This window comes from Thermococcus peptonophilus (assembly GCF_001592435.1).
Classification (GTDB): Archaea; Methanobacteriota_B; Thermococci; order Thermococcales; family Thermococcaceae; genus Thermococcus; species Thermococcus peptonophilus.
Map to the genome: position 1 here is coordinate 234,237 of NZ_CP014750.1, position 25,096 is coordinate 259,332.

Annotated in this window: 19 protein-coding genes, 1 tRNA gene and 1 pseudogene; 11 read left to right on the forward strand and 10 right to left on the reverse strand. The window is 51.3% G+C overall.

Going from position 1 to position 25,096, the window contains the following annotated elements; genetic code table 11:
- Positions 1–17: 17 nt before the first annotated feature.
- On the reverse strand, positions 18–1,373 hold the full coding sequence (locus A0127_RS01185) for an ATP-binding protein (protein ID WP_062386881.1): 1,356 nt from the start codon (positions 1,371–1,373) through the stop codon (positions 18–20).
- 62 nt (positions 1,374–1,435) lie between these two features.
- Positions 1,436–2,041: a hypothetical protein gene (locus tag A0127_RS01190; protein WP_197463590.1), complete on the reverse strand. Its 606-nt coding sequence runs from the start codon at positions 2,039–2,041 to the stop codon at positions 1,436–1,438.
- Positions 2,042–2,101: 60 nt separating this feature from the next.
- Here A0127_RS01190 and sfsA point away from each other — a divergent pair, with 60 nt between their 5' ends.
- Genes sfsA through xerA form a run of 3 tightly spaced genes read left to right on the forward strand, consistent with a single transcriptional unit; the run spans position 2,102 to position 4,613 of the window.
- Positions 2,102–2,815, forward strand: a complete 714-nt coding sequence (gene sfsA / locus A0127_RS01195) for a DNA/RNA nuclease SfsA (RefSeq protein ID WP_062386884.1) — start codon at positions 2,102–2,104, stop codon at positions 2,813–2,815.
- Positions 2,816–2,860: 45 nt separating this feature from the next.
- Entirely contained in the window at positions 2,861–3,772 is a 912-nt protein-coding gene (locus A0127_RS01200) for a toprim domain-containing protein (protein WP_062386887.1), read from the forward strand.
- Positions 3,765–4,613, forward strand: a complete 849-nt coding sequence (gene xerA, locus A0127_RS01205; protein WP_062386890.1) for a site-specific tyrosine recombinase/integron integrase — start codon at positions 3,765–3,767, stop codon at positions 4,611–4,613. Before A0127_RS01200 ends, xerA begins: the two co-directional genes overlap by 8 nt.
- Before the next feature lie 7 nt (positions 4,614–4,620).
- Here xerA and A0127_RS01210 read toward each other — a convergent pair whose 3' ends face one another.
- From A0127_RS01210 to A0127_RS01225, 4 genes are all read right to left on the reverse strand, one after another.
- The gene (locus A0127_RS01210) at positions 4,621–5,877 is read right to left on the reverse strand and encodes an ATP-binding protein (RefSeq protein ID WP_062386894.1); all 1,257 of its coding nucleotides are present in this window, start codon (positions 5,875–5,877) and stop codon (positions 4,621–4,623) included.
- A gap of 68 nt (positions 5,878–5,945) precedes the next feature.
- Positions 5,946–6,962, reverse strand: a complete 1,017-nt coding sequence (locus A0127_RS01215; RefSeq protein ID WP_062386897.1) for a M42 family metallopeptidase — start codon at positions 6,960–6,962, stop codon at positions 5,946–5,948.
- 45 nt (positions 6,963–7,007) lie between these two features.
- Entirely contained in the window at positions 7,008–7,889 is an 882-nt protein-coding gene (locus A0127_RS01220) for an AEC family transporter (RefSeq protein ID WP_062386900.1), read from the reverse strand.
- An 82-nt stretch (positions 7,890–7,971) separates the two neighbouring features.
- Positions 7,972–12,057 carry an MMPL family transporter gene (locus tag A0127_RS01225; protein ID WP_062386904.1) on the reverse strand — a complete coding sequence of 1,362 codons (4,086 nt, stop codon included), beginning with the start codon at positions 12,055–12,057 and terminating at the stop codon, positions 7,972–7,974.
- 117 nt (positions 12,058–12,174) lie between these two features.
- Here A0127_RS01225 and A0127_RS01230 point away from each other — a divergent pair, with 117 nt between their 5' ends.
- The 3 genes and pseudogenes from A0127_RS01230 to A0127_RS01240 all read left to right on the forward strand — a co-directional run bounded on the left by A0127_RS01230 (position 12,175) and on the right by A0127_RS01240 (position 13,560).
- Positions 12,175–12,672 (forward strand): PadR family transcriptional regulator, encoded by a 498-nt coding sequence (locus A0127_RS01230; protein WP_054841034.1) that lies wholly within the window; start codon positions 12,175–12,177, stop codon positions 12,670–12,672.
- Between the two features lie 105 nt (positions 12,673–12,777).
- Positions 12,778–13,271 (forward strand): annotated as a pseudogene (locus A0127_RS01235) (DUF402 domain-containing protein).
- Position 13,272: 1 nt separating this feature from the next.
- The gene (locus A0127_RS01240; RefSeq protein WP_062386908.1) at positions 13,273–13,560 is read left to right on the forward strand and encodes a DUF167 domain-containing protein; all 288 of its coding nucleotides are present in this window, start codon (positions 13,273–13,275) and stop codon (positions 13,558–13,560) included.
- Here A0127_RS01240 and A0127_RS01245 read toward each other — a convergent pair whose 3' ends face one another.
- Both A0127_RS01245 and A0127_RS01250 read right to left on the reverse strand, forming a co-directional pair.
- Positions 13,561–14,565 carry a phosphorylating glyceraldehyde-3-phosphate dehydrogenase gene (locus tag A0127_RS01245; RefSeq protein WP_062386910.1) on the reverse strand — a complete coding sequence of 335 codons (1,005 nt, stop codon included), beginning with the start codon at positions 14,563–14,565 and terminating at the stop codon, positions 13,561–13,563.
- Between the two features lie 162 nt (positions 14,566–14,727).
- The gene (locus A0127_RS01250) at positions 14,728–17,325 is read right to left on the reverse strand and encodes an ATP-dependent helicase (protein ID WP_062386912.1); all 2,598 of its coding nucleotides are present in this window, start codon (positions 17,323–17,325) and stop codon (positions 14,728–14,730) included.
- Positions 17,326–17,415: 90 nt separating this feature from the next.
- Here A0127_RS01250 and A0127_RS01255 point away from each other — a divergent pair, with 90 nt between their 5' ends.
- The 5 genes from A0127_RS01255 to A0127_RS01275 all read left to right on the forward strand — a co-directional run bounded on the left by A0127_RS01255 (position 17,416) and on the right by A0127_RS01275 (position 21,750).
- Positions 17,416–17,721, forward strand: a complete 306-nt coding sequence (locus A0127_RS01255; RefSeq protein WP_054841035.1) for a hypothetical protein — start codon at positions 17,416–17,418, stop codon at positions 17,719–17,721.
- A 24-nt stretch (positions 17,722–17,745) separates the two neighbouring features.
- Positions 17,746–18,798, forward strand: a complete 1,053-nt coding sequence (locus tag A0127_RS01260) for a glycosyltransferase (RefSeq protein ID WP_062386914.1) — start codon at positions 17,746–17,748, stop codon at positions 18,796–18,798.
- Positions 18,799–18,929: 131 nt separating this feature from the next.
- The gene (locus A0127_RS01265) at positions 18,930–19,850 is read left to right on the forward strand and encodes an inorganic phosphate transporter (RefSeq protein ID WP_062386917.1); all 921 of its coding nucleotides are present in this window, start codon (positions 18,930–18,932) and stop codon (positions 19,848–19,850) included.
- 42 nt (positions 19,851–19,892) lie between these two features.
- Positions 19,893–21,635, forward strand: a complete 1,743-nt coding sequence (gene tgtA, locus A0127_RS01270) for a tRNA guanosine(15) transglycosylase TgtA (protein ID WP_062386919.1) — start codon at positions 19,893–19,895, stop codon at positions 21,633–21,635.
- Between the two features lie 38 nt (positions 21,636–21,673).
- Positions 21,674–21,750: transfer RNA gene (locus A0127_RS01275), tRNA-Val, on the forward strand.
- Between the two features lie 888 nt (positions 21,751–22,638).
- Here A0127_RS01275 and A0127_RS10460 read toward each other — a convergent pair.
- The gene (locus A0127_RS10460) at positions 22,639–22,800 is read right to left on the reverse strand and encodes a hypothetical protein (protein WP_156471135.1); all 162 of its coding nucleotides are present in this window, start codon (positions 22,798–22,800) and stop codon (positions 22,639–22,641) included.
- A gap of 176 nt (positions 22,801–22,976) precedes the next feature.
- Positions 22,977–24,029, reverse strand: a complete 1,053-nt coding sequence (locus A0127_RS01280) for an integrase (RefSeq protein ID WP_231855812.1) — start codon at positions 24,027–24,029, stop codon at positions 22,977–22,979.
- Positions 24,030–25,096: the final 1,067 nt, after the last annotated feature.

Genomic DNA, 25,096 nt, shown 5'->3' on the forward strand with positions numbered 1-25,096 from the left:
GGTGGCGCCCAGAATATTTAAGGGTTTAGGTGGGAGAGCAGTTCATCAACTGTTATGCAGTCATCACATTTTCTTCTAAAGCCCTTTGCCACGAGCAGGTAGCGCCTCTCGCCTTTCCACGGAACTAGCTGGGACTTAGCGACTAGTTTTCCAATCTCTCTGGGGCCATCAACATCTCTGCTCCACTTAGCCTCTATGAAAGTAGCCTCTTTTTTCTCCCTGTTTACGGCAACGAGATCTATCTCGTAGTTTCTGCCCCACTGTGGGCCCATTTCCTCAAAAGTCAGCATCTTTCCATTGAGCTCGTGGAGGATGTCCCTCAGGGTTCTCTCGAAGGCCCTTCCCAGGAAGCCCTCGAGCCTTCCCTCCAGGAACCTTCTAAACACCTTAATGTCTCCAGCTTCGATGTTTTTCCTCTGCGGCTCGATGAGGGAAAACCAGACGTTCATGAATGGGTCGCTTATAACGTAGCGGGAGCGTCTGCCACCGAGGATAGGTTTTTCACGCTCGATGAGACCGTAGTAGTCTTGAAGAGCTTCGAGGTACTTGGAGACGCTCCCCGGCTTCATCCCCAGGGCGTTGGCTATCTCGACGAGCCTGTTCTTCCCCTCTGCTATCGCCCGAAGGATTGAGAAGTATGTTCTGTAGCCCTTTCCGAACTCGTCCATCAAAAGCCCTTCTCCCTCGGAAACAATGAACGTGGAGTATTCAACGGCCCTCGTGAGGAGCTCTAGGGGTTCGTCCTCACCGAGCAGTTCCAGGAGTTCGTAGTATTTGGGCACACCGCCAAAGAGGGAATAAAAGGCCACCTTACTTTCAGCCTCCTCAACCCCCATATCCCCGAGCATTCTGAAAACGTGGGAGGGCCTTAGGGGCCTGAGCTCCATGAAGACTGAACTCCGCCCGTAGAGCGGTGCCTTCCGCGAGGCGAAGAGCTTCTTCATCATGCCTAGGTATGAGCCCGAGAGCACAATGAGGAGCGGCTTCTCCGCGTTTCTGTCTATGAACCTCTGGAGCTCGAACGCCATTGACGGGTTGATCCTGAGGACGTTCTGGAACTCGTCGAGGAAAACTGCCTCCAGGCTTATCCGCTCCAGATACTGAAGAAGGTCGCGGAAAGTGGTGAATTCTGGGGAGTAACCGAGCTTCTCCCGTATCTCCTCGGAAAAATCTTCCATCAGAAGCCTCTCGCTTTTAACGCCAACGAAAAAGTCCAGGAACTTCACGCCGTTTCTCTTAAAGAACTCCCGCACAAGTCTTGTCTTACCTACCCTCCTCCTGCCGGTTATCACAACCACCACGAGCCTTGAGCGGGAGGCTTCCAGGGCCTTCTCAAGGGAGGCCATCTCGCTTTCCCTGTCGTAGAACTTCATTATTATCCACCAACTGGATTATCCAGTAACTGGATAAAAAGTTTGCGCTTGAATCTTGCACCTCATGGATAAATCCTTACCCCCATCGCCCTCTCGCCGTTGTCGTAGATCTCCTTAATTTTGAAGAGGTAAGCCGGTGTCCTGCTCCAGTTCCTCGGCTTCTTCGGTCTGTGGAAGACGTCGTGGACAGCGTTTGTGTACTCCCAAACTTCATCACCTTCGTGAACTTCAACCTCACACCGGACTTCATAGGAAGTGCTTGGTGGGGTAAAGAAGAGCACCGTCGCCTCCCTGCTTCCCCCCGTGACGTTCGCCCACGTGTGCTTTTTGGCCAGCTCAAGGGATACCAGCTTGGTGAAGTCTATCTTCTCTCTCACGTATATCTCGTTGAGGAGAAAGTTGAGGGCTTCTCTGGGGTTATAGGGCCTTTTCAGCTCCTCGCGGAGCTTCTGGAGGGTCTCTTCTAGATATTCCTCTTCGTGAATGAAGCCAATACCCTTGATCGACCCGTTCGGTCCGGCCCCTCCACAGGTTATTATCGCCGGGTTGTGCCTTGTGAAGCCGAGCAAAACTGAGGGGTCGAACTTCCTCTCGGCGAGCTTTCTTATTCCAGCCACCCTCTCCTCGAAGGCGTATTTGATGAACTCCTCGGGTATCACGGGTATCATTGAACCACCGTTCCTTTTTGTCACCAAGGTTTAAAAACGTCTTTCGATGTAGGTTTACTCATGGCAAAACCCGTACTGCTCACCCTTAAAGTCATCCCGTGCACGTTCCTTAAGCGTCTCAACCGCTTCGTTGCTCTAGTCGAGATAAACGGTGAGACCAGGAAAGCATTAGTAACGAACACTGGAAGATTAGAAGAGTTTATGATCCCTGGCAGAAAAGCCTTCTGCGTTCCGAAGGAAGGGGGGAAGACGGACTTTGTTTTAGTAGCATTCGAAGATGAAGAGGGTAAAGGAGCAGTCATCGACACCAGAACGCAGGCAAAGGCCTTTGAGAAGGCCGTCGAACTCGGCCTGGTTCCCTGGTTGAAGGACTGCTCCATAAAGAAGAAGGAGATCAAAGTCGGAAGCTCCCGCCTCGACTACCTCTTTGAATGCCCCGGCGGTGATGTCTACGCCGAGATGAAGAGCGCAGTCCTTAGAGGCGGCGAGAAAGGGGAATACGCAATGTACCCTGACTGTCCATCAACGAGGGGGCAGAGACACATAAGGGAGCTCATCGAGCTGTCGAAAGCTGGAAAGAGGGCCATGATATTCTTCATCGGCGCAATGCCGGGTGTTGAGAAGTTCAGACCCTACGAGAAAGGCGATCCCGAGATAGCGAGGCTCCTCAAAGAGGCCAGAAAAGCGGGCGTTGAAATCCACGCCCTCAGCATCTCACTCCTGCCCGATGGAAAAATCGTCCTCGAAAGGCCCGAGCTTGAGGTTGAAGTATGAGAACGGTTTTAAACCCGATGTCCAAGATGAGTTTAGGTGGTAAGGATGGCGATAGTCGACGTAAGGATTCTAGTAGAGGGTGCGAGCGACGTGGAGGTCGTAAGCAAGGCCCTCCAGGGTCTCGCCCTTGGAAGCGAGTACAACATCACGATATCAGCGATAATCCCGACTACCAACGTTGAGATAGCGAAGAGCGCCGCGGCTGGTGCTGACCTGCTCATCATAGCGACCGACGCGGACAGAGTGGGAAGGGAGCTTGCTGAGAGGCTGTTCAACGAGCTCGGTGAAATGGTCGGCCACATTGAAAGAATGAAGCTCCCGCTCGGCCACGACCTTGAGCACGTTGACGTTGAGCTCGTCAGGAAGGAGCTCAAAAATACCCTGGTAAGGGCCGGCCTCAAGAGCCTTCAGGTTCTCCCGGAGTATATGGAGCTCAGGAAGCAGCTCCTCGATATCAAGGGCAGGTACGACGAGCTTGCCAACGAGTACGAGGCCCTCTATAACGAGCACGAGGAGCTTCAGAAGAAGTACGACGAGCTCTACTCAGAGTATAAGAGGCTGACCAGCGAGAACGAAGGCCTTAAAGAGCTCCTTGAAAAGAGAGCCAGGCCCGTGAAGATAGAGGACGCCTGGAAGAACCTCTTCCCGGCAGAGCCCGTGCCCGACGAAAGGATCCTTGCACTGGCAGTCGAGAAGCTCGGCCTGAACGGAAAGATAATAGTCGGCCAAGGCTACATCTTTGCCGAGGAGGATGCCCTGATAGAAGAGCTCCTCAGGACTGTTTACCTCAGCCTCGCGGTCAAGGATGAGCTTGAAAGCGAAAAGCCCAAAGCGGAGCCAATAGCCTCCCCCTCAGAGCCAAAACCCGTGGAGCCGGAAACCGAGAACATAGTTGAAAACCCCGAGGTGAAGCCGGAAGAGCTGGAGAGGCTCCTGAAGGGTATGGACAATGAGTGAGCCGAACGAGGTAATTGACGAGTTCGGGACCTACCTGGACCTTGAGGGTAAAAGCCCTCATACCATTAGGATGTACACCTACTACGTTAGGCGATACCTTGAGTGGGGCGGCGATCTGAACGCCCGCTCCGCCCTCCGATTTCTTGCCCACCTTCGAAGAAACGGCTACTCTAACAGGAGCCTCAACCTCGTCGTCCAGGCGTTGAGGGCCTACTTCCGGTTTGAGGGCATTGACGATGAAGCCGAGAGGCTGAAGCCTCCCAAAGTCCCGAGGAGCCTGCCGAAAGCCCTAACTAGGGAAGAGGTTAAGCGGCTTCTCTCTGTTATACCGCCAACAAGGAAACGGGACAGGCTCATCGTTCTCCTCCTCTACGGCGCTGGATTGAGGGTCAGCGAGCTGTGCAACCTCAAAAAGGATGACGTTGACATTGACAGGGGACTGATAGTGGTGAGGGGCGGAAAGGGAGCGAAGGACAGGGTTGTGCCGATCCCGAAGTACCTCGCCGACGAGATAAGAGCCTACCTCGAGAGCCGGTCAGACAACAGTGAGTATCTCCTAGTCGAGGAGAGGAGAAGAAGGAAGGACAAGCTCTCAACAAGGAACGTGTGGTACCTCCTCAAGCGCTACGGCCAGAAAGCCGGAGTTGAGGTAACACCACACAAGCTCCGCCACAGCTTCGCGACACACCTCCTTGAGGAAGGGGTGGATATAAGGGCCATACAGGAGCTTCTCGGCCACTCAAACCTCTCAACGACCCAGATATACACCAAGGTAACGGTTGAGCACCTCCGGAAGGCCCAGGAGAAGGCAAAGCTCATAGAGAAGCTTATGGGGGAGTGAGAAAGCTTCATTCTTCTCCGAGCTCCTTTCTCAGGCTTTCCTGGGCGAGAGTCAGGAGATCCTCCGGGGTGAGCACTTCAACGGTTTTTGGCTCTGACTCAAGGACGCTTTCATCGGGAACGACGAGCACTTTTCTACAGTTGAACCTTGAAAGCTTTTCCTCGATTTTCCAAACTTCCTCTCTCTTTACCCTGCTCTTCCATTTCACTTCCCCCACTAGCTCAAGACGCTTGAAGCCCTGAAGGGCTACGTCCACTTCAAGGTCAGGTTCTTCGATTCTAACTGGCCTGAGCCCGTATACCTTTCCCAGCAGGTTCTCGATGTATTTTTCAACGTGTCTTGGGACTTTCTCATTAACGGCATTCCTTATGAACTCAAGTGGGGTCTCCAGCTCGGTGTACGCGTACTTGGAGCTGAGGTAGAAGTGCAAATCCAGCAGGGGGGATGCTATGGAGTAGCTAAACCTCCTGCGTTTTCGGAAGATGGGCACTTTCCGTATGATGTCCATTGTGGAGAGAACTTTGAGGTACTTCTGGATGCTTGACGGTGAGTCAAGAAGTCCCTGGGACAGCAGGTAGCTTGCTATCTCGCCGCTCTTTGACTTTCCATCCGCTACTGCGTGAAGAATCGCTCGATAAACCTCAGAAAACAGGATTTCTTCTTCAGTGAAAGCCTCGCCGATTAAATCTTCAACGACCGGCCCTGATGAGTACAGGTATTGAGCCATGAACTCCCTCAGTGGTGGCTTGTAAAGGGGAACAAGCATAGGTTCTCTAAGATATGTGGAAGCTTCCACAAGCTCTTTTCCACTTACTTCCTTTGAAAGCTCGATGATAACTTCTCTCTCATCGATAAGCCCAATTTTTATCGGAAGCACTATCCCAAGTATGGGGCTTTCCTTTTTGGAGAGAAGCCGCAGTGAGAGCCAGAGCGTTGACGTGAGGAGAATTAGATCGCTCTCACCCCTTCCAGCGTTTGCATGCAGGAAATCAAGAAACTCTTCGGGAAGTCTATGGAACTCATCAATAACGATTGTTTTCTTTCCAAGGTTCTTGGATAGCTCTTTCAGCAGTTCATGATATGATAACCTTGCACCGCTCCTCCTCTCAAGGATGGCTCCATCTCGCTGTACAAAGTAGTAGAGGTCGTGATACAAGAACCTGCTGGCTATAAAGCTCTTCCCGGTTTTTCTGCGCCCATAGAGCATCTTCCAGCCGGGATATCTTAGGGTTTTCATTTCAATTCTTCTGGGAATGATTCTCATGAGAATGATTCTGTTAGGAATCAATTTAAGCTTTTCGGCAAATGGGATAAAAAGATTGCAGAGAGTCCTCAGAGGAACTTCTCCTCTATATAGGCCCTTATCAGCTCCTTCGTGGCGAGCATTCCCTTAACGTGCGTTCTCTCCATACCGTGGCTGGCGTGAACTCCCTGGCCGATAAGAGCAACCCTGAAGTCCCAGCCTGCCCTCAAGGCCGCGCTTCCGTCTGAGCCGTAGTATGGGAAGACGTCCACTGTGTAGGGGATTCCCCTATTCTCGGCAAGTTCGATTAGTTTGGTCGTCATCTCGTAGTCGTAGGGGCCGCTTGAATCTTTGGCGGCTATTGAGACGGCCGTCTCCTTCCCAACCACACCCTCACCAACGACGCCCATGTCAACGACTAGGAGTTCCTTCGTGCTCCTGGGGTAGCCCGCCGAACCGCCGTGGCCAACCTCCTCGTACGGCGAGAAGAAGAACGCCACAGGGAGCTTTTCAAGGGTCTCGGCGCCGAGGTCGAGCATGAGGTCAATTAGCACTGCCACGCTCGCCTTGTCGTCCAAGAAGTGGGCCTTGACGAAGCCGTTCACGTACTCGAACTTCGGGTCGAAGGCAATGAAATCTCCTGGCCTTATGCCGAGCTTTTCGGTGTCTTCTTTCTTCTCCACCTCTGCATCGAGGCGGATGTACATGTTCTCCTCTGTTCTCTCCTTCTTTCCTGCCTCTTTGTTCACATGAACGCTCGGATTCTTGAGTAGAAGGGTTCCACGGTAGCGCTTTCCTGAGCGGGTGATTATCGTGCAGTACTCTCCCTCAAAGGCAGGAAGGAGAAGGCCACCTACCCTCGTGAAGCTCAGGTGTCCATCGGGGAGGATGCCCTTCACCATAGCACCGAGCGTATCAACGTGGGCCGCCATCACGAGTTCAGGCTCTGGGTGGTTGCCCGCTATCAGGGCACCTTTGTTGGTGTAGTAGGTCTTAATCCCTGCCTCGTTGAGCTTTCTCTCAATGTGTTCCATAACTTCCTTTGTGTAGCCTGTTGGGGACGGTATCTCAAGTATCTCCTTCAGAATCTCGACGACGCGCTCCATGTTATCACCGTTAGAAGTCTCCTTAAGGGTTGAAAAGGGCATCGGTCAGAACCCAAGGGCCTTCAGAGTTATGAAGAAGATAAGGGTAATCAGCGTCAGCACCACAGTCACTCCAATTCCCTCTTCAGCCTTCAACCCGTAATGGGAGAGTATAACGTTTGCCATTATGGCTGGAGGCATCGCTGACTCGACGAGGACTGAGTAAAACATCTCTGGAGGAGCGTTTCTGAGCGTGAGGAGAACGAAGAAGAACGGAATCACACTCCTAAAGAGGCCGACCTCGACAAGATGCCTCAGCCGGAACTCCTTAAGGTTGATTATCGAGCCAAAGTATATGAGGAGGAGGGGAATGCTCCACCACCCGATCTCTTTCACCGGGTTCAAAAACCAGTCGGGTAGGCGTATACCGATGAAAACCAACACTAGCGCCAAGAGGTTTGCAGCGGTTGGCGGGAACTGGATTGCCCTGATGAGGCTCTTCTTTACAGAGGCCTTACCGCTGGAGTAGTGGGCGGCTATGAAAGTCGCTATGGGGAGCATCACGAGGGAGTTCGTCGTTGAGTAGAGTATCGCGGGCGTTATATCATCCAAAAAGAGGCTCGCCACCGGGAACCCCATCGCGGCCGTGTTTGGATAGGTGGAAAGAACCATCAAAGCCCCGCGCCAGGCATCGTCCTCTACGAAGAACCGTGCATAAATGTACGAAAGGCTGAGACTAAGGGCTATAATGAGGAACACGTAAACAAAGACAGTTCTAATGCTGATCAGATATGCCAAGTCCTTGCTCGCAACGTTTCCAAAGACAAAAAGTGTGAGGAGGATCCTCGTCGAAAACAGGTTTATCAGCTGGAATGGCTTCTCGTTTCTAACCAGCTTTTTTAGGACGTAGCCGAGGGCAATGAGTGCTAGCATCTCGTAGATGCCCATGTTAAAAGCTAAAGTTCAGCGTTTAAAAGTCTGTCGAATGTGCTTAGAAAATCAAGAAAAAACGCAAAAAAGAAAGAGGAGGTCACTCTTTCTTCCTCTCAGCGGTGTTTCTACTGTGGTTCTTGAACAGCGGCCACCAGGCCTTTTCTCCAAAGAGAGCCATGGTCGCCGGACCGATGAAGTAGACAGCCGCTGTTGCCGTGAGGAGCACCCCAAGGGCGAGGGCAAAGCCTATCTCTCTTATACCCCACGTCGCTCCCGTCATCAGCGAGCCATAGGTGGCCGCGAGTACTGCCGCAAGACCAACGACGAGCGTGTCCATGGTTCCCGCAGCGACTACCAATGCCTCCTCGGGCTTCCTGCGCTCGAACTCGTCCCTGGCCTTTACCAGGTAGAAGCTGTTGTAGTCAATGCCAACTCCCATGAGCACGATGAAGACGAGCATGGGCAGGAACCACATCACCTGCTGCCCGAAGACCTTCTCGAAGAGCCAGCTGGAGACGCCGATGCTGAGAAGCACTCCGACGGCTATCGTGCCCATGGTTGTTATGACTGCTGGAAGTCCCTTGAGGGTCGGGATTAGCGACAGGAACATCAGGAGTAGCGCCACCGGGAATATCCTGTGCCAGAAGACGTCGTTGATGAGGTTGCTGAGGTCGAGGGCTAGAGCAGTGTTTCCTCCGACCATTCCGTCTTTTATCTTTCCTGAGCTCTCCTCATCTTTAACGATGCTCCTTATCTCCTTGACCATCTCCTTCGAGCGATCGTCGGTTGCGCCGTACTCGCCGGTGACCTGGATGAGAACCTTGTGCCTGTCTTTTGAGAGGTAGCGGTCTCCTTCAAACTTAGTCAGCTCATCGAGGGTCGCGTTGTTAATTCTCTCTCCAAACGGCTGGGTGACTGTGTAAACGTACCTGACGCCCTTTACCTTTGATATCCTGTCTACCAGCGCATTTATCTTTGCGAGGTCGCCGTCGCTCACCGGGTGTCCGAGGTCAATAACGACGTATGTCGGGGAGGTAACTCCCGCTCCAACAGTGTCCTCGCTGAGCTGAAGGAAGTGGTAGGTCTCGCTGTCCTTTGGGATGAATAGCTTGATGTCGTGGGTTCCGTTAAAGTTGACGAAGTTGTACGCTGCCGGAACCGCTATGAGGAGCGCTATGAAGGTCACAATCTTTGCGTGCTTCACGGCCCACTCGGCTATCCTGCTCCTCTCGTGAAGGTCGATGTTCTCAAGGTGGTGCTTGATGTGCCTTGGCCACCAGAAGATCGGCTTGTCGCCGATGAGAACCGTTATAGCCGGTATGAAGGTCAGACTAGCCAGGAGGACGACTATTACCGCGAGAGGAGCTATGATGCCCATCGTCTTGAATATTGGGAATTCGTAGGCGAGGACAAAGCTGGCAAAGGCAATGATGTCAGTTGAAGCACTCGCCAGAACGGCATCCTTGGCCCTCTTTAGAGCCTCGCTAGCGGCCTTGTTGTGGTCGTAGCCTTCAGCAAGATACTCCCTAAACCTGTGGAGATAGTAGGTCGAGTAGTCAATTCCAAGACCAAGGGCAGTAGTTACTGTCAGCATCTGCGCCCAGCTGCCGACGTTGAGCACGTCGCCCTTAGCGAGTAGGTAGAGGATTCCAAGGGCAGTTAGGGTGGCCGTTGCGACACCTGTGAAGGGTAGCAGAGTCGCCAAAAGGGCTACACCCATGAGAATAAGCAGGACTATGAACGCTCCAAGGACGCTGAACTTGGTGGTCTTGTCGTTGTCCTCCTTGCCGTACTTTATCATTTCGTAGGTCTGAATTGGCGTTCCTGTTATATAGACCTCAACCGATGGCGAGAGCTTTCCGAACTCCCTTAGCGCAATCTTCTTCGCCTTGAGCGAGTTCTCGTACTGGAACTTGCTCTGCTTCTCCAGGTCACTTATGCCTTTGAGGGCCTTGGGTACGAAGATAACCAGCATAGTCCTGTTGTCGTCGCTCTTGAGCATGTTGATGTAGAGCTTGGCCTTATTGTAGAGGGCTGTGTAAACGTCCCTCTCGATGGGCGCAACGTCTTCCCTGCCTATTTTCTCCGGGTTGTCCTTGAATTTGAACGCTATCTCAGCAAGTTTAGCTGAGTCAACCCTCATTCCGAGTTTGCTTTCAGTGTCTTCCATGAATCTGTCAATCAGTTCGGCCACCTTTTTCTTCGTTAGCTCCTCTATTTCAGTTTCGCTCATTGGATAGTTCTCGGCAACTGCAAGGAGGAGGTCCCTGAGGGCGTCCTTAACCTCTTTCGGAGCGTCTACTTCATTGAGCTTCTCGTTAACTCCATCGGTGTAGAGTTCCAGCGCTATCTCCCGGGCGCTCTTGCCCGAGTATATTTCGTTGACTACCCTCTCAACATCAATCGGCAGATTGCCAGCGAGCTTTATGATGACCTCTTTAACGGCTTCCTTAACGTTATCCCCCTTTGCAAGTTCATCGGCATGCTCGATAACAACGCTGACTATTACTTCCGCCTTCTCCTCGTCCTTTACCTGCTTTGCGGTCTCTTCAATCAATATCTCCCTCACTATAGGTTCGATGTTACCGTTTGAGTCGTAGATCTTCAAGAGAACATCGTTCGGGAGTTCAATACCCTTCTCCTTCAGTATCTCGCTTAGAAGAGAAACGGTTGTCTCTTTTAGGGCGCTGGAGTTCTGGTATAGCACTCCTTCTGCCTTTGGATCGAAGGTTACCACAGCCTTGGCTATCGGCCCGGCCATTTCTTTCTGAACATATGGGAGCTTTTTGGCCAACGCATTAGTGAGAATGCTCTCCTCAAGTTCCTTCGTCGGGCCTCTTACGAGGAGGGTTTTTAGAATGTAATCAGCGTTTGGGATCGAGAGCAGTGGGTTTCCAGCTAGGATAACCTTTGCAACATTAACCGTGGCGTCTTCAACGGCTTTCGGCTCAGGATTTCTTCCCAGCCCGATTGCTACATTGAGAACCTTTGCCAGTACTTCCGCTGAAACTTTGCCGAATCCCGGGACTGTGTAAGCTCCGCCAGCCTTTGCAATGACCTCAGGAGTATCCTGAAGGGCATTTTCAGCTATCTCGATAACGGTAGTTCTGGCGCTCTCGCCACTTTCCAGGAGGACATAGTTGCTTCCGTGTGCCCTGTCAAAGGCAATGACTCCTGAATAGAAGGCGTAGGAATAAGCCTTAACAAGACTCTTCTCAAGCGGATCAGTGGTGGTGTTTAAGATTATTCCCGCAGTAACGTTGGCGAGGAGTCCATCAGTTATCGCACCCGGCCCATAGGCGTGATAAACTGGATAAGTCGCATTGAAGACGGCATAAACAAACTCCACTGGAACACCGAGCTGAGAGGCAACAGCCTGAGCCGTCTGTGGATTGAGGTTGCCTGTCTGATAGGCGTTCGTCTTGGTTGCCAGAGCCTCGTAAACCCCCATAGCTCCGAGGTAAGCCCCAGCATAGGAATCGCTGAGGTTGTAGAGCTTGACGTTGAGCGTGGCTATTGTAGAGTTCAACTGCCTAAGCTGAACGCTGGCCTTGGTTAGATTATTGTGGAGCTGAACGTAGGCCATGTCAGTTTCGTTGAGTGCTTCCTTTAGCTGGATTGTCTGGTTGTAGAGGACAGTCAAATTGGTCTCAAGCTGGAGGTAAGCATCGGCCAGCTCTGGAAGGGTCTCGTTGAGTATCTCTACCTGATTTGTGAGGTTCTCAATTCCGAGAAGGAGCATCCTGTAGGTGTTACTGCCGTTTACGGCAGAATCGTAGAGTATCCCGCTCAAGTTAGCAGCAGTCTTTGTTATGTTCAAGGTGATGTTGTACGACTCGTTGTGAAGAAGATCAAGCGCATCGTAGTATGAGGTGAAGTTGTCGCCGTAGGGCTCGGCTTCTGCTTTGAACCTCTCGTAGGCTTCCCTCGTTTTTGGGTCGTTAACGTTGATCCCATGTATTATCACGTACGTCTGGTTCTCGCTTGTTGAAAAGCTCGGGAACTCCTCTTTGAGCGTATCCATGGTCTTAACCGACTCAACGTCCTTCGGCAGGAACTGATCCATGCTGTAGTTAGTTATGTCGTTCAGTCTGTAGGCCAAGGGTGCCGTAAGGATCACCACCAGGATCCAGAGCACAACGAGGGCCTTTGCGTGCTTCACAACCCAGTCGTTCCAGCTCATTTCCACCACCCATGACAACTATCAACATGAAGATTCTAAACATGTTAATTTTCGACATGTCGTTGGGAGAAGCATTTATAAGGGTTTTGGTCAAATATTTGAACAAAGGTGATGCCGATGGAGAGAAAAACCGACGTTGAAAGGAGGATAATAAAGGGCCTATTCACGGTACCGCTGAAGGACATCATTCTAGTCATCGTCGGCCTTAAGGGAGAAGCCCATGGCTACGAAATCCTGAAGGAGCTCGAAAAGCTCGCAATAGGCCTCTGGAAGCCCAGCCACAGCAATCTCTATACGATCCTGAATAAGATGGTCGAGGAAGGCCTGCTGGAGCCAAGAGAGGAGTACCGAGGCAGGGTGAGGCGCATTAAGTACAGGCTCACAGATAAGGGATGGGAGTACCTCAAAACATCCAACAACCTCACCCTCAGGATACTCTACACTGCAGTTGAATACCACGAGGCTCTGAAGAAAAAACTTGAAGAGGTCGGAAAGACGAGACAGATGCGCAGGGAAACCGTCGTGGAGTACCTAGAACTTCTGAAGAGGATTAGAGACGTCCTCGATGAGGAAATATCGACGATAGAAAGGGAACTTGGGAGGGTTTCCTCATAACACTGTCTCCGAAGCAGTATCATGAATTGAACTGATCAACATTTATCACAATAGGGGGACAAAAATCGTTTTAATTAATTCTGAGTTTCCCTTAAATATGAGCACATCCACCTCATCTACAAACGCATTCCAAACAGGGTGCTTGAGAGAGAAGACGAAGTTATCGCTGACCTTGGGGAGGTAGTCGTTGCAAAATCGGAATTCTCAGGTATGCTGGTGCCCCTCTTTGTAAACGGCGTTAAGGTCATAGACAACGGCTATAAGATGGTGTACTTTGCATTCATCGGAAAAACTACGACACCCTCAAAGTTTACGATGAGAACGGAAACTTCAAGGGACTTTACGTTGATGTTTTGGCCTACACAAGGCGCTATGGAGACACGATAGAGATGCTCGACCTGTTCCTAGATATTTTTGTCTTCCCGAACGGGGAGGTTTTTCTTCTCGACGAAGACGAGCTTGAGATGGCGCTCAACTACGGGCTGATAGACAGGAAAACCTTCGAGTTCGCTTATCAGGTTGCCCGGAGTATACTCGAAAAGCTTAAGCGGGATAAATTCCCGCCGGAAATAATCTGGAAGTATGAGTGGGGGGATTGAAATGGGAAAGTTCATCAAGGAGACAAAGGACGGGGTTCTACTCCTGATTTACGTCCAGCCGAAGGCAAAGAAGAACGCGGTTGAGGAAGTGGATGAGTGGCGCGGAAGGTTGAAGGTCAGGATAGCGGCACCGCCAGTTGAGGGCAAGGCCAACAAGGAGGTCGTGAAGTTCTTCTCGAAGCTTCTCGGAGGAGAGGTCAGTATAGTCAGAGGGGAAACGAGTAGGGAGAAGGATTTGTTAGTTAAGGGGCTGAGCGTTGAAGAGATAAAGAAAAAGCTGGGAATTTGATCACTTCAAAATCCCAAGGCTCTTGTTCGTCTTCTTTATGCTCTCCCACTTGTCGGCTATCTCAAACATCGCCCTTATCGAATCCACGTTCTCTGGAACGACGTCGCTCTCCTGGTGAACCGCTTGGATGTAGAAGAGCCTGTTGCCCTTCACGCTTATGCTTTCCTTCCAGACCGCTATTTCATACAGGTTGTTCCACTCGCGGTGGAGATCCCTTGCGAACTCAATGAGCTGGGCCGTGCTCTCAAAGCCCTTCTCCTTCTCAAAGAGGAGAACCCTCGTTGTGTTCTCGAAGACCTCAATCACATCCTCCCTCGTTATCGGCTTCTTGAGTTCAATCATGACGCTGTGGACGTGCATGAGTGTAGTGGGCACGACGAAGGCCATCGTCTCGATGTTTATTGGGATTACCGTCTGGACGTCCGGCCCGTGGTGTGAAGGAACCTCAACCGTGGGCTTTATTGCGTTGATCGGGCCCCTCTTCGAGTCGTTCGGGTCTGCAGCCCTCCTAATCATGACGGCATAGACGTAGTCGATGTACTCTTGAAGGGCTGAGAGTGTTCTCGTTAATCCCGTCGTGTTGCAGGAGACGACGCGAACGTAGTCCTTCCCGAGGGCCTTTTCGTAGTTGGCCTGGGCCACGAATGATACTTGAGCAACTTCTGCCTTCTCCCCGCCCTGGAAAACGGCCTTGATGCCGGCCTTCTCGTAGAGGGCCTTGTTCTTGGCTCCCATTCCACCGGGAGTGGCGTCAACGATGACGTCAACTTCCTCGAGGAGATCGTTGAGCGTTCCAGCGACCTCAAAGCTGGCCTTCTCGAATCTCGGCAGGAATTCCTCACTTGCAGCATAGACCGGAATGCCACTTTCCCTCGCCAGATAAGCCTCGAAATCGGGCTTCGTCTTGGTTACGCCGATGAGCTCCATGTCGTCCTGCTTGGAGACGGCGTAAGCAACCCTCTTCCCTATTGTCCCATAACCGTTTATCCCGACTTTCACCTTCATCTTTGCCACCCAACAATTTTATGGCTGTAAAATACTTAAGGCTTGTTTTCACCGACGGTGAAAAGTGGTATAATCCGGAACACATTTTTACACAGGCAAAGCAAATAAAGTCAGAAAAATCATTAGGGCATCTTAAGCGTTTTGAACGGTTAAAAAGCCCAATCAAGTGGCGTTCTTCCCTATTAGAGCCATTATCTTCCTGTGGAGGGCCTTTATCATCTCTCTCCTGTCCTCCATCAGAACGACATCGCTCGAACCTATCGCCTCGAGGTTGAAGGCGAAGGGACTCGGAAGCTCGTTCCTCTCAAAGACGACCTTAATCTTTCCCCCCCTCACCCAGCTCAAGAAGAGCTCTGCATTTTCAACGTCCATCTTGTCCTCCATGATCTCCCTGTAAACCTCCTTCAGGAGCGGGAAGTCTGGGTAGTGCTCCTTGAGGACTTTGAGGAGCGAAACCGCTATGACCTGCTGTCTGCCGAGCCTCTTCTTCCTCCCCACGTACCTCCTCAGGATAAGGAAGCCCCTGTTCGCCACATGCCTGAAGCGCCTCTTCAAAAGCTCCGTGTTGTCCAGAGCCCTCTTTAGTATCTCCCTAAGGTCTTCAAGCTGGAAGAGCTCCTTAACTTCGGCCTCGCTCAGCCTCGCCTCCTTTGGAACCCTCAGGAGGAAGCCGTTGTCGTTGAGGGCTATGCCGACGTTCACCCCTTTCCACCGGCTTACAGCGTAGGCGAAGGCCCTGCTGAGGGCGTCGTTTGCCCTCCTACCTATCAGTGTATGGAAGAAGTATTCGTAAGTATTCTCCTTCTCAACTTCCTCCACCAGAACCGTCTCATCGTCGGGGACGGTTGAATACCTTTCCTGCTCGCGGAAGTAGGCTATTATAGCCTTGGCCGCCCTCTCGTCTATTCCGTACTTTCTCATCAGCCTCCTGATGGCGTCCCTCCTGTTGAGAATACCCTTCACTTCCCTCCTGAAGCGCTGGACGTCGAGGGCAAGGTCAAAGCTCAGCGGGAGCATCTCCGAGAACCAGGCGGGGATTGTTGGCTTTGCCCCCTCGCGTGGAACGACGTATATCTTGTTGCCCCTACTCTTCACGAACTCGTAGGTTCTTCCGGCTAAGACGAAGATATCGCCCGGCATTAGCCTCTCGGCGAACTCCTCCTCAACCGTCCCAATCATCTGCTTGTCCATCGTGTAAACCCTAATCTTCGCCTCGTCCGGAATAGTACCGACGTTCATGTAATAGATCGCCCTCGTCATCTTACCCCTTCTTCCGAACTTCCCATCTTCCAGCCAGATTTTGGCGTAGACCTTTCTGTCTTCCAGCCCCTCGTAGCCGCCGGAAAGGTATTTTAAGACGCTCATGAAATCCTCGAATGGAAGCTCATGGAAGGGATAGGCCCTTCTAACCAGACGGTAAGCCTCTTCGACCTCCCAGACCTTGTAGAGGGCCATCCCAACGATGTGCTGGACGAGGACATCCAGCGGGTTCTTCGGGATTCTGATCCTGTCGAGCCTTCTGTTCCTCGCGTTGTGCGCTAAAACAGTCACCTCAACGAGGTCGTCCCTGTCAAGGGCGAGGATAACTCCTTTACTGACGTCATGAAGCCTGTGGCCCGCTCTACCTATTCTTTGAAGGGCCCTGTTAACGCTCTTTGGCGATCCGATAAGGACAACGAGGTCAATTGTACCAATATCAATCCCGAGCTCAAGGCTCGTCGAGGTGACAACCGCCTTCAGCTCTCCCCTCTTCAGCTTTTCCTCGACGTCCAGGCGAACCTCCCTAGAAAGGCTTGAGTGGTGTGCCTCTATCAATCCTTCAAACTCTGGAAAACGCTTCTTCAGGTTAAAGGCGACCCTTTCGGCACCGCTCCTCGTGTTGGTAAAGATAAGCGTCGTCCTGTGCTCCCTTATGAGCTCCGCCAGGCGGTTGTAGAGGGCGTCACTGAGCGTTCCAGCATCGGTGTAGATGAGGTCTTCCACAACGCTCTCAACTTTTATTTCAGTCTGCTTGGCGAAGGATACATCCACTATGAGGCCCGGTCTTGGGGTTCCATCGTCGTTGAAGCCGAAGACGAACTTGGTAACCTCCTCAAGGGGGTGAATCGTCGCGCTCAGGCCGATCCTCACGAACTCGTTATCGGCCATCTCCTGGAGCCTTTCAACGCTCAGCGCGAGGTGAGAGCCGCGCTTGTTTTCAGCGAGCGCGTGAACCTCGTCGATGATGACGTACTTAACAGTCTTCAACCTCTCGCTGAACTTTGGGGCGTTTAAAGCTATGGCAAGGCTTTCGGGGGTTGTTATTAGGATGTGGGGCGGCTTCTTCACCATCTTGCTCTTCTCGTAGCTCGACGTGTCGCTCGTCCTTATCCCGACCCTTATATCGGGTAGCTCATAGCCGAGCTCCTTAGCAACTTTCTTTATCTCCGCCAAAGGTCCTTCAAGGTTCCTCTTGATGTCGTTGTTCAGGGCGCGGAGGGGTGAGACGTAGAGGACGTAGATTTTATCCTCAAGCTTGCCTTCCTCTCCAAGAAGGATAAGCTCGTTTATGGCGGAGAGAAATGCTGATAGGGTCTTCCCAGAACCGGTTGGCGAAGAGATGAGCACGTTCTCTCCCCTGTGGATTTCGAGGACTGCGTAGCGCTGGGGCGGAGTGAAAGTGCCGAACTTCTGCTTGAACCACTCCCTAACCGGCTCGCTCAGGATGGAGTATATCTCCTCGTCACTGTACTCCCTTTCGGCCCACCTTATCCCGCTCATCGTTCTCCATCTCTGACTTGGATTTTTAAACTATTCGGTTAGTCTAACAAACTTTTTAAGTGGTATCTCAGAACCGGATATGGTGGGAGGATGGACGTGAGAGAGAAGGTGAAGAAAGTCCTAGCGGAGTTCAACAGGCTCCACGGGAGCGAGGCAAACGCGAGGATTCTCTCAATTGAAGGAGACGAAGTGATAATAGAGTTTGAGGGCTCCTTCTGCGCCACCTGCGGGCTTTACGACTACTTTGATGACATAAAATGGGAGGCCATGGAGTTCGGCCTTGAGCTTGAACCGGTTGAGGTTCTTGAGGCAGTTGAAGATAACTTTGAACACGGCCGCTACGTCGTGAAGTACAGGCTGGGCAGGAAGCCCGTGCTTAGCTTAGGCAACGATTAAAAGTTCCCTCCCTAACCACTACACATGCACCTCCTGCTCCTAACCGCGCTGGCAATCATCTTCCTCTGGGACGGCTACTTTTTCATTAATTACATAATCAGTCTTTTCAGGAATTATGTAACTACAGACCGGATTCCTAGAGTCTCCATAATAATTCCCGCCTACAACGAAGGTGGACGGTGTAAAAGGGCAATAGAGGCTGCCCTCACACAGGAGTATCCTGATTTTGAAGTTATATTCGTGGACGATGGGAGCGAGGATAACACGTACGATGTGGCTTCATCCATCAAAGACCCGAGGTTTAGGGTTTTTCGAATCGAACACGGTGGGAAGGCGAAGGCCCTTAACTTTGGACTGTCCAGAGCAACTGGGGAAATAATAGTAACCACCGACGCCGACAGTGTGCTTGAGAGGAACGCCGTTAGGGAGCTTGTCAGAAGGTTTTACTCGGAAGACGTTCTTGGGGTTGGAGGCCAGGTGAGAATTTTCGGGAACTCTTTTCTTGAGAGAGTGCAGGACGTTGAGCACCTAAGGATAGCGACCTTCAGGAGGGCAAAGGAGCTTGAAGACCTGAGCGTCGCTCCGGGGCCAATCTCGGCGTTCAGAAAGGATGCTCTTGAGAGAATCGGCGGCTTCGTGGAAGACCGGGTTGAGGACTACGCGACGACAAAGGCAATCAAAAACTTTGGAAAGGTCGTCTACGCGCCAAAAGCGCGAGTATGGACGGAGATGCCCAAAGACATCAGAACACTCTGGTACCAGAGGAAGAGATGGTTTCTGGGTGATCTCAAGAACATAGGAGGAGGATTCACGAAAGAATGGGGTTTCCTTCTGCTGGGCGACTTCATAGCACTCCTCGACGTTGTGGTACCCGTTTTCCTGCCGTTCTTCGGTTACTGGGAAGCATTTGCACTCTGGTGGGGCTTTGAGGCATTTACAATGCTAATACCCGTTCTCGTTGAGGGGGGAAGACTTCTAACTGCCCTTGTGTTTCCGGTTTATCTATGGTTCTGGGCGGGTTTCTACCTGGTGTTGCACCTCTACGGGTACTTCAGATTAATCCTTGGAAAGCTGTAGCCCACGCCAACAGTGGATTAATCCCGAAGGCACGCTCCAGAACTCCTATCCTCAGAGCTTATCCAAAAAACTTTTAAACAAATGCACTCTTCTGTGCTACATAAACTATATAGACACAATAGACTATAGGGATGCTTATGATGCTGATAGCGACAGCGGTCTTCATGGCTTGGGCGATAGGCGCGAACGACAGCGCAAAGGCAGTTGGAACCGCCGTGGGCTCCGGGATACTGGGCTTCAAGAGGGCAGTACTCTTAATAGGAGTCTTCGTGTTCATTGGGGCATTTCTCGGTGGTTCGGGGGTCTCCAACACCGTGAGTGGGTTAGCCAGGGGCATGGAACCAGTAACCATTGGACTCGTCTTATTCAGCGCTGCCATTACCGTAACATTGGCCAGCCTCTGGGGAAACCCCATATCCACCACTCAGGCAATAATAGGGGCCCTCGTTGGGGCTACCCTCGCGGAGGGCCTTCCAGTGGACTGGCCCGTTGTTGGAAAGATAGTGCTAACCTGGATCATCTCTCCCGCCCTAGCTGGAGTTCTGGCCGTAGGGACATACATCCCGTACAAGCACCTCCTCAACAGGATAAAGCACCTCGGACTTCTTGAGCTGACACAGAAGTGGCTCGCCTTTACCGCCTCGGCCTACGCCTCCTTCAACCTCGGGGCAAACGAGCTCGCCAACGTGATAGGACTGGCAGACGGAGGATCGGGGGTTAAGGGTCTCCTCGCAATTGCCCTTGGAATTGGGGCGCTGACGTTCAGCTATGAAGTTATGATGACTGTGGGAAGGGACCTGGCCCCACTAGGCCCGACTTCGGGGTTTTCGGCCCAGATGGGCGCGGCCTTGGCCGTTACCCTGGCCAACCTTTTCGGAATCCCTGTCAGCTCTGGACAGGCTATCGTCGGCGCAATATCTGGTGTGAGCCTGTACAAGGGCGAGAAACTCAACAAAAAGGCCCTGAAAGGTATTCTGCGCGGCTGGGTTACGGCTCCAACGGCTTCCGGTGTTCTCGCTTTTATCCTCGTTAGCCTGTTCTCTTCCTTTTGAACCTTTTTAAAGGCCCGCTTCAACTTAAGAGAGGTGAGAAAAATGATCGGTTTCAGGTTTGAAGTCAAGGCGCGCGACGCCTCTGGTAGGATCGGGAAGCTAACCGTAAACGGGAAGACCATAGAGACTCCCGCGATAATGCCTGTCATCAACCCGAAACAGCTGATCGTGACACCGAAGGAGCTCATAGAGATGGGCTTTGGGATGATAATCACGAACTCCTATATAATATACAAGACTCCAGAGCTTAGGGAGAAGGCGCTTGAAGTTGGGATACACAAACTCCTCGACTACGATGGGATAATTGAGGTTGACTCGGGCTCATTTCAGCTCATGCGCTACGGCGGGGTTGAGGTAACCAACAGGGAGATAGTGGAGTTCCAACACAGGATAGGAGTTGATATAGGGACTTTCCTTGACATTCCCACTCCACCGGACGCGCCGAGGGAGAAAGCGGAAGAAGATCTGAGGATAACACTGGAGAGAGCGAAGGAAGCCGAGGAGATCAAGGAGATAGCTATGAACGCCGCGGTGCAGGGATCAACCTACCCAGACCTCAGGACGCACGCCGCGAGAGAACTCAGCAAGATGAACTTCGAGATACACCCGATTGGTGCCGTAGTCCCGCTGATGGAGAGCTACCGCTACAAAGACCTGGTGGACGTTGTCATAGCGTCGAAGCAGGGCCTCAGACCGGACAGGCCGGTTCACCTCTTCGGTGCCGGCCATCCGATGATTTTTGCTTTGGCCGTTGCGATGGGGATAGACCTCTTCGATTCGGCTAGCTATGCCCTCTACGCCAAGGACGACCGCTACATGACGCCCGAGGGGACAAAGAGGCTGGAAGAGCTCGAGTACTTCCCGTGCTCCTGTCCCGTGTGTTCCCGCTACACGCCACAGGAGCTCCGCGAGATGCCGAAGGAAGAGAGGACGAGGCTTCTGGCCATTCACAACCTCTGGGTCATAAGGGAGGAACTCAACAGGGTTAAGCAAGCTATAAAGGAGGGCGAGCTGTGGCGCCTCGTGGATGAGAGGGCCCGCTCTCACCCCAAACTCTACGCGGCTTACAAGAGGCTGCTCGAGTACAGAGAGTACCTTGAGAAGAACGAGCCGGTAACAAAAGCCAGCGCCTTCTTCAAGGTCAGCGAAGAAGCAATGAGGTGGCCAATCGTTGAGCGCGCCAGGGAGAGAGCGGAGCGCGTTAGGGCAAAGTTTCCCGAAACCATCAGCCACCCGATCTTCGGTGAGGTTCCAAGGTATCTCTCGCTCAGCTACCCGTTCGCCCAGAGTGAGGGCGAGGGGGACTTCACCGTTGAGAAGCCCGAGAAGGGCGAGGCCAGGAAGTACGTTATGGCGGTTGCCGAGTACCAGTTCGGCGAGGGAGCTGGCGAGGCTTTCAAGGACGCCTTTGTCGAGCTCTCAAGGAAGACTGGGATGCCAAGGCAGGTAAAGGCCCAGGGCAAGCACCTCGCTACCTTCAGAGCGGAGGACGGTCTGCTGACGCTTGGCATTGAAGGTGCGAAGAGACTCCATGAAGTCCTTCCGTTCCCGAGGATGCGTGTTGTAGTTGATGAAGATGCAGAACCGTTCGCAAGGAGGGGGAGGAACGTCTTCGCGAAGTTCGTGGTTGATGCAGACCCGAACATAAGGCCCTATGACGAGGTCCTCGTGGTTAACGGGAACGATGAACTTCTCGCAACGGGACAGACTCTCCTCAACGGCGAGGAGCTGAAAATATTCCAGCAGGGACTGGCCGTAAAGGTGAGGAGGGGAGTGGAAAAGTAGAAAAAATTATAAACCCTCTCCGTTTTCCTATTCCGGGCGGGCCCGTGGTCTAGACGGTTATGACGCCACCCTTACAAGGTGGAGGTCCGGGGTTCGAATCCCCGCGGGCCCACCACAACCGCTCAAAATCTTGCATGGAACCCTTTCTAAAGACTAACCCCTCTAAACTCTGTACTCCTTCTCCCAATTCCCCTATACGACCCTTTAAACCGTTTGAATCATTAGTTGGTTGTACAACTTTTCTGTTTGGTTGTACAACCCCAGGGTTCTCATCTCCATCCACGTATAAAACGAGGGCCCGCCTCCCATCAACTTCCCTTAACTCAATCTCAACTTCTTTTCCAATTAACCATCCAAATTCTCTCGGCAACCGTAATAAGGGATATATAAACCCATCCTTACTTTTACTCTGACTAATCCGCCGTTTCATATCCGTCCACACCCCCGCTTAATGTCTCCCATGATTTTCTTCTAATCCCCCAAATTTTCTTCATCTTTGGGCGTCCTCATTCCCATCTCCTTTACGTATCTACGTATTCCCCATACAAAAAAGTGTCGTATATTAATTGGCCCGACTATGATTTACCGTAACAACCTAATCTTCACACGTCCCGTCCATAGCATCCCCTATAATGTCACTCTAGGTTTCCTGAGTATCCCCGGCCCATCCACTAACAAATCTGCAATAAGCCCCCCGTGATTCTGAACTTAAACACCGATCTGGCCATCTGTATAAACTTTTCAGAACCAGCGTCTTACCTCACATAATACCCCCAAATCCTTTTCATTTAACCCTATTATTATAAAATTGCTTCATTCCATCCTTTCTCCTCCCACCTCACAAAATAATGCTCGCACTACCCTATGATTTTTAGGCATTCAGTGCTCGCACATACCCTGATTTTTAACCGAAATTGCTCGCACTTGGAACCCACTATCTACTCGTACCCTCTGAAATAACCCTCTCATTTCACAGCCCATGTCTCTCATTATAACCGGGCCTTCACTCAACCAAACCCGAAACGAACTCATAAATTGACTTGAACAACACGTAAATAATCAAGAACACCGCCAACATGAAAAGGAACGCCATGAATCCCTCCCGACTGAAAATAAAATACGCGCCAATAACTACAAACAAAAGCCCGGCCTTATCAAGCCTCATACCCGACTCACCCCATCAAACTCCTTTCCCCTATCCACCCTGTGTTATTTTCCGCTATCCCACTTAACTTTAAGCCCCAATCATGCCAGCCCACCCCTTCTCTTCATCCCCCAACTTGAATCCTCGCGATTCTGTATCCACCACCTTACCCTCTGTTAGTGAACCCATTAGCATTATCAAATTTCTGGCCTCCCACCCGGAAATAATGTGCTCTCCAACTTGTTCACAACCCTCGCATACTCCCGCTTCGCCTGATTAAGCAAATTCAAATAATGCAACCCCATAATGTCACCCTGCAAACTATGCCCAACCATATACTTGATGACAACCTCGGGCACACCAAACTCCATCATCTTGTTAATGAACCACTTCCGCAAATACTTCATCGGAGCACCACGCTTACCCGCATACGACCGCACCCTATCATAACTCGTATCCAACCTCCGCAACCCCCGAGCCAACCAAACCGGCATGAAAACCACATTCGACCTCTTAAACCCACGAACCCAATTCAGCTCATAGTAAGCGATTTCCTTCCCATTCACCCCCTCAATCTTCAACATTCTCCTATCAAACTCCCGCAAAACCTTAACCGCCTCCGCAATCCTCACCCCACCAAAAGCAGTCAATAAGAAGGCAAGGCAAACATCCTCCCTACCCTTCACCTTCGAAAACCAGAACCGAACCTCCTTGTCAGTCGGCACGTACAAATCCACGCCACTCTTCTTCACCTTCAACACCCTCCGCAACTTAACCAACAACTCCGCATTAATCCGCTCCCTCATCTCAAGAAAGCTCAGTAAATTACGGAAACCATTGACAAACCGATTATTATGGTTCGTGGCCTCAAGAATCTCGACAACCTCAACAGGACTCCGAATAATCCGCTTACCCACAAACCTATCCAAAGCACTAATGTAGTCCCTCGCAACCGCCCTACTCACCCGACGCTCCAGCCACCGCTTAAACTCCTCCCTTACACTCCAATAATCCACCACCATATCTACTGAATTTATAAAATAAAACCCTCCTCCACCATCCACACCATTAACCACCTTATCAACCATATTAACCGTATAATCCGTATTCACCTTATTGACATTAATAAGTGAATTGTTTACAGATGATACAAGGGATACGGATTTACGGATTACAGATGATACGGGGGCGGATTCTATGCGGTGCGGCCCTCCACCATCACCTACCCCCTTAACACCCTCCCCCACCATATCCACTTCATTCACCTTAATGTTATTAAGGTGGTTACGGTTAATGGATGATACGGATTTACGATTTACATGTTTAAATGGGGCAGAGGTTATGCGGTTCGCACCCGTACCACCATTATCCGAATCCGAACCACTCATACCCGGATCACCCACACCCTTTAATTCTATAAATTCCATAGAAATAGGGAGGTGGTTTACGGATCCGGATATGCGGATATGTGGTTCACTCGAATCACCCGAATGATTGGAACTCGAATCTCCACCCACCGACCTCCAATAACCCAAAACTAATCCATAAACATCCGAATCATTAATTTGCGGATTTTCAAAGTTCAAATTCGCGAATGGCATGCAATGCCAACTCTTACAAGGTGGAGGTCCGGGGTTCGAATCCCCGCGGGCCCACCACAGAAACTTTGCAGAGCAAAGTTCCATCAAAGGTGGAATGTCCTTTTGAGTGTCCTGTTTTTTCAGTGATTCTCAATCATCAATTGGCAATTCTCAAGGGTTTACTCACAGTATAACGCCCTTCGGGCGTTAAAACGAAAGGAAAACCCTTATTCACCTGCAAGTTTGTCATGAGAATCCCAATTCTCAGCCAATTTTAAGAGGACATTCAAGCTTTTGGTGAAGCTTTTCCCAAAAGCTTCCTCGTGAAGTTTGATCAAGGTTCGTGGTTCTTCTTAGAATTGCCCTTCTACGAGGATTTTCACGATACACAAGCTAGTATTAGTGAATTCTCTGAGTTTTGAACTGTTGAAAAGGAGTTTCTAACATCTTGACGCCCTACGGGCGTCGATTAAAAAAGCAAACTCACAAAGAGCGAGCAAATAAAAATGGAATTCACAATCCATGACAGTATTCAAAAGGAAAATCCGCCCAAAATGCCCCCGTCAAACAAGAACTACAAACTTTGATGAAACTTTGCTAGGCAAAGTTTCCTGTACTCTCAAACCCCCCGAAGTGGGGCTTCGCCCCACAGCCCTCTTTTTCTTACTCCACTGGGGGGCTAACGCCCCCGCGCCCCCAGACATATTGCTTGCACAAGCGCTTGTGGGAAGTTTTTG

Bases quoted from the DNA above. Each gene is read 5' to 3' on its own strand.
- A0127_RS10460 (WP_156471135.1), bottom strand. From the start codon at position 22,800: ATGAGGCTTGATAAGGCCGGGCTTTTGTTTGTAGTTATTGGCGCGTAT.
- xerA (WP_062386890.1), top strand. From the start codon at position 3,765: ATGAGTGAGCCGAACGAGGTAATTGACGAGTTCGGGACCTACCTGGAC.
- A0127_RS01220 (WP_062386900.1), bottom strand. From the start codon at position 7,889: ATGGGCATCTACGAGATGCTAGCACTCATTGCCCTCGGCTACGTCCTA.
- A0127_RS01185 (WP_062386881.1), bottom strand. From the start codon at position 1,373: ATGAAGTTCTACGACAGGGAAAGCGAGATGGCCTCCCTTGAGAAGGCC.
- A0127_RS01200 (WP_062386887.1), top strand. From the start codon at position 2,861: ATGGCGATAGTCGACGTAAGGATTCTAGTAGAGGGTGCGAGCGACGTG.
- A0127_RS01210 (WP_062386894.1), bottom strand. From the start codon at position 5,877: ATGAGAATCATTCCCAGAAGAATTGAAATGAAAACCCTAAGATATCCC.
- A0127_RS01250 (WP_062386912.1), bottom strand. From the start codon at position 17,325: ATGAGCGGGATAAGGTGGGCCGAAAGGGAGTACAGTGACGAGGAGATA.
- A0127_RS01215 (WP_062386897.1), bottom strand. From the start codon at position 6,962: ATGGAGCGCGTCGTCGAGATTCTGAAGGAGATACTTGAGATACCGTCC.
- A0127_RS01190 (WP_197463590.1), bottom strand. From the start codon at position 2,041: ATGATACCCGTGATACCCGAGGAGTTCATCAAATACGCCTTCGAGGAG.
- A0127_RS01245 (WP_062386910.1), bottom strand. From the start codon at position 14,565: ATGAAGGTGAAAGTCGGGATAAACGGTTATGGGACAATAGGGAAGAGG.
- A0127_RS01255 (WP_054841035.1), top strand. From the start codon at position 17,416: ATGGACGTGAGAGAGAAGGTGAAGAAAGTCCTAGCGGAGTTCAACAGG.
- A0127_RS01240 (WP_062386908.1), top strand. From the start codon at position 13,273: ATGGGAAAGTTCATCAAGGAGACAAAGGACGGGGTTCTACTCCTGATT.
- A0127_RS01265 (WP_062386917.1), top strand. From the start codon at position 18,930: ATGCTTATGATGCTGATAGCGACAGCGGTCTTCATGGCTTGGGCGATA.
- A0127_RS01260 (WP_062386914.1), top strand. From the start codon at position 17,746: ATGCACCTCCTGCTCCTAACCGCGCTGGCAATCATCTTCCTCTGGGAC.
- A0127_RS01280 (WP_231855812.1), bottom strand. From the start codon at position 24,029: ATGGTGGGGGAGGGTGTTAAGGGGGTAGGTGATGGTGGAGGGCCGCAC.
- A0127_RS01225 (WP_062386904.1), bottom strand. From the start codon at position 12,057: ATGAGCTGGAACGACTGGGTTGTGAAGCACGCAAAGGCCCTCGTTGTG.
- sfsA (WP_062386884.1), top strand. From the start codon at position 2,102: ATGGCAAAACCCGTACTGCTCACCCTTAAAGTCATCCCGTGCACGTTC.
- A0127_RS01230 (WP_054841034.1), top strand. From the start codon at position 12,175: ATGGAGAGAAAAACCGACGTTGAAAGGAGGATAATAAAGGGCCTATTC.
- tgtA (WP_062386919.1), top strand. From the start codon at position 19,893: ATGATCGGTTTCAGGTTTGAAGTCAAGGCGCGCGACGCCTCTGGTAGG.